We start from the raw sequence: 4,055 nt of genomic DNA on the forward strand, positions 1-4,055 counted from the left end.
GTATCTGTATGCGTTTGCAATGCAGTCAATTGGGCAATCAGCTGTAATTGACCAAAGACGCCAAGGAACAGTGAAATGACCAGCGCCATCCAAGCATAAAATGGAAACAGAAACCACACTGTTAATAGGCTTGCAAGGAAACAACCCGCTCCTATCATCAGATGTGCAGGAATCTTCATTAATTTGGCAAACAAATACCCACCAATCAAAAAGCCACCTGAATAAAATGCATTTATATACCCCCACCAGGCAGTGCTTTTCTCAATTACTTCGTCAACATAAACATACAGAATGGCGGAAATCCAGACCGCTCCTGCAAATGCTGTCAATGTATCTAGCAGCAGTATATTACGAATAGGCTTTGTGGAAAAGCAATACTTCCATCCTCCAGAAAGTTGTTGAAATACAGATTGTACATCCTTCTTGATATGGGGTATCGCTTTAATTCCGTATGTGAGCATCCATGCGAATATATATAACCCGATGGAAACAAGTAAAAGAGTTCCCCCACTATAAAGAGCGACAAAAAATGCGCCAATCGGCCAACTTACCAGATTGATTGTGTTATCGGAAATGGCTACTAAACTATTAGCCTTAGGCAATTCCTATTTCCCTACCAATTCAGGCAGCATGGCTTGTCGGATCGGCGTTGCCCACCCATCCAGGAAGGCGATGACACTGACCAAAATAAGAATCCATAGGATACTTTCTTCTTTGCATAAAAAAACGCCACTTAAGACAATGATTTTCCCGACCATCGAAAAAAGTAATATTTGACGTAAAGGAAACCGATGCAAAAGAAGTGGTGTCAGAAAACTCCCAACCAGCCGTGAAAAAGTAATGGTTAATGGAATAAGTGTCAGTGTTAATACAGAACCACTCGAGACATAAACCAGTTGTATCAGTCCCACAATATAAAGGACATCCCCACAATTGGACATCATCTGACTTACCCATAGAAAATAAAAAGAACGACGGTCGTTCACATGAATCTCTCCTTCACTCTATTCAGTTTATTAGATTGAAAGAAGGAGTCTTACACTCGTCGCACCCTTTCCCGATTCATACTATTTCCAATAATTTTACAGAAATAAAAATCTCTCTGCAAGAAATGTTTTGAACGCCGTTTCCAAAAGGAACAAAATTGCATCTATTAAAAGAGATAGAATGGAGGTGAATTCATTATGAATCGCAATATGCCAGGATCAAACTATGGACCAGGATCAAACTATGGGCCACGAGGTGTTCAAGGTGTTCAACAAGGCGCACAACCAGGTTATCAACCAGGTGTTCAACCAATTGTATGTCCGCCTTTATGCCGCTATACGGACTCTTACGTAAAACGTGAAGTTCCTTATATTCAACCATTAATTAATATCAACAGACAGCACATCGTTGACGTTCCTAGAACTTACTACCGGGAGATTAATCAGAACGTTGTTGTTTCTCCAAGCCAATCGCCTTACGGAGGAAACCCTAATGGTGGAATGAACCCATACGGTGGAAACCCTTATGGTGGAATGAACCCATACGGTGGACGCCGATGTGGTTGCGGTGGAAACCCATGTGGTTGTCGCCGATAATTCAAAAGTTTTATTCGTTCTGATGTAAAGTCCAATAGTGGGGTCGACAGTCAGACGAATTACTGTACAGAATACTCCTCTTTTTTTCCCCACACAAAAACCCCGATGGTCAGTTTATGCTGACCATCGGGGTTTTCCCTTTTAATCGACTAGTTGAATAAATTGTTTCGTACGTTCATGACTTGGATTTTCAAAGAAAGTAACTGGATCCGCAGACTCAATAATTCGGCCTTCATCCAGCATGATGACACGGTCTGCAACTTCACGTGCAAACTTCATTTCATGTGTCACCACAACCATCGTCATGCCTTCTTGTGCGAGTTGCTGCATAACACTCAGTACTTCTCCAACAAGCTCCGGATCAAGCGCAGATGTTGGTTCATCAAACAGAAGAACTTTCGGTTCCATTGCAAGTGAACGTGCTATTGCGACACGTTGCTTTTGTCCACCGGATAATTTGCTCGGATAGACATCTGCCTTGTCAGCCAAGCCTACTTTTTCAAGTAAGCCCTTTGCCAAGGTAACCGCGTTTTCTTTTTTCATCTTCTTCACGATCATTGGTGCTTCAATGATATTTTCAAGCACCGTCATATGCGGGAAGAGGTTGAAATGTTGGAATACCATGCCTACTTCTGCACGGATATTTGATAATTTATGTTTCTTGGGATCCACCACTTGTCCATCCACCTCGATGGTCCCTTTATTAATTCGTTCCAAAAAATTGAAGCAACGTAAAAGCGTACTTTTACCGGATCCACTGACCCCGACCAGGACGACCACTTCCGAAGGAGCGACTTCCAGATCAATGCCTTTCAACACTTCCAAATCGCCGAACGATTTATGGATATTTGTTCCGTTTAACATTTAATCCCCTCCTTCTTATTTGTCGACATTCAGTTTATTTTCATACAGTTTTAGTAAATAAGTGAAGATCATAACCAACCTAGGTAGTATACCCCAACCACTAAAAAGGTTTCCAGAGATTGATAGGACTGCGCCGCTTCTCGGTTAGCCATGGCGAACAGTTCTGGCACACTGACAATATAGACCAATGAAGAGTCTTTCAAGGTGATGATGAACTGATTTCCAAGAGGTGGAATGGAGCGTTTCAAAAAAGCTCACCCGCCGTAATTGGCAAGTGAGCTTTAATGCTAAGGTTATTTTAGAATTTTGATTTTGACTGTTTTACGTCCCCATTTTAATGCACTTGTCTGGTTAGGCATAAACAAATCAATCTTATTTCCTTTTATTGCACTTCCTGTATCACCTGCGACAGCGTATCCGTAGCCTTCTACGTATACTTTTGTTCCAAGTTTGATGACGTGTGGATCAACAGAAATTACTTTTAAGTTTGGATTCTTTTTCAAATTAATTCCCGTCGCTGTTATGCCAGAACATCCTCGACAATTTGCTGTGTAAGCAGTTGTCGATACCATAAATTCTTTTACCACATTGGCATTCGATCGAGATGGTGTAGATTTTTTAGCAGCAGTTTTAGTGCCGGTTAATTTAAGTTTTTGATTCGGCTTAATCATGTCGGACTTTAAACCATTTAAGGATTTGATGGTAGAAACTTTAACATTATAATGTTTGGAAATTTTATATAATGTGTCACCTTTTTTAACCGTGTGCGAAGAAGCAGCTGCTTCTGAATCATTGGCAAATGCGAAGAGGAACATTAATACAAAACTTAACACGAAACTAAATTTTTTCAAGTTGTTTCTCCTTTATTTCTCGTTTGTAGAAATAAAAATAACATTTAAACATTACAGATTCATGACAAAACATAGGATGTTTCTTTACAATTTGAGGGTGTTTATATTACTAATGCGAAACAAAAGAATTTTCAAAATAAAAAATAAGTAGGTATATTTGTCTATTCTCATCGAAAAATGACGTAAAAAAAAACTCCCGTCATAAGTCTTCAGGAGTGATAAAATCTTCTTTTTTACTTCCCAATATTCCTTCATGAATTAATTCCACATTGACCGCCATCGCAGTCTCGGCACCACTTGCAGCGGCTATGATCAGTTGTGCAGGATAGACATTTGAAGCTTCTCCTGCCACAAATAAACCATGCACTTTAGTTTTTCCTACCTCGTCCGAATAATGGCCTCCTGTATTGTTTAATTTAACACCTAGACGAGTTCCTAATTCACATGCTTGTACAAGCTCCGGTGTCACAAATCCACCCATTCGTGCTATGACTCGTCCATTTTCAAGCTCGATTTTTTGGAGCTTTCCTTCTATTCCAATAAGAAGTCGTATAGGACTTGTTTCTACTTGGAGCTCAGTCTTTTTAATTTCATTCAATTGACTCTTCGTCATCTCTTGACCATTCGTAAATATCACAAGATCTTGAGACCAATTGCGTAATATTTCAGCTGTGTGAAGGGTGTAGTCAATTATGCCAAATAATGCGAGTGGTTGATCTCGCAATTCCCAACCATCACAATATGGGCAGTTAAAGAT

7 protein-coding genes are annotated in these 4,055 nt (G+C 40.0%); 1 reads left to right on the forward strand and 6 read right to left on the reverse strand.

What is annotated here, in order from left to right; genetic code table 11:
* A partial coding sequence (locus tag AC1DSB_RS15595) for an MFS transporter (RefSeq protein ID WP_477587056.1) occupies positions 1-602 on the reverse strand: 602 nt, incomplete at its 3' end.
* A 3-nt stretch (positions 603-605) separates the two neighbouring features.
* Entirely contained in the window at positions 606-986 is a 381-nt protein-coding gene (locus AC1DSB_RS15600; RefSeq protein ID WP_477531452.1) for a hypothetical protein, read from the reverse strand.
* 198 nt (positions 987-1,184) lie between these two features.
* Between AC1DSB_RS15600 and AC1DSB_RS15605 the strand changes: the two genes are divergently transcribed.
* On the forward strand, positions 1,185-1,583 hold the full coding sequence (locus AC1DSB_RS15605) for a hypothetical protein (RefSeq protein ID WP_477531453.1): 399 nt from the start codon (positions 1,185-1,187) through the stop codon (positions 1,581-1,583).
* Between the two features lie 141 nt (positions 1,584-1,724).
* Here the strand turns inward: AC1DSB_RS15605 and AC1DSB_RS15610 are convergent, their stop codons facing one another.
* From AC1DSB_RS15610 to AC1DSB_RS15625, 4 genes are all read right to left on the reverse strand, one after another.
* Positions 1,725-2,447, reverse strand: coding sequence for an amino acid ABC transporter ATP-binding protein (locus AC1DSB_RS15610; RefSeq protein ID WP_477531454.1), 723 nt, complete (start codon positions 2,445-2,447; stop codon positions 1,725-1,727).
* Between the two features lie 68 nt (positions 2,448-2,515).
* The gene (locus AC1DSB_RS15615; RefSeq protein ID WP_477531455.1) at positions 2,516-2,695 is read right to left on the reverse strand and encodes a hypothetical protein; all 180 of its coding nucleotides are present in this window, start codon (positions 2,693-2,695) and stop codon (positions 2,516-2,518) included.
* A 45-nt stretch (positions 2,696-2,740) separates the two neighbouring features.
* On the reverse strand, positions 2,741-3,298 hold the full coding sequence (locus AC1DSB_RS15620) for a 3D domain-containing protein (RefSeq protein WP_477531456.1): 558 nt from the start codon (positions 3,296-3,298) through the stop codon (positions 2,741-2,743).
* A gap of 199 nt (positions 3,299-3,497) precedes the next feature.
* On the reverse strand, positions 3,498-4,055 hold a 558-nt coding region (locus AC1DSB_RS15625), incomplete at its 5' end, for an NAD(P)/FAD-dependent oxidoreductase (protein WP_477587057.1).

This window comes from Paenisporosarcina sp. P4_E4_2 (genome assembly GCF_056401595.1).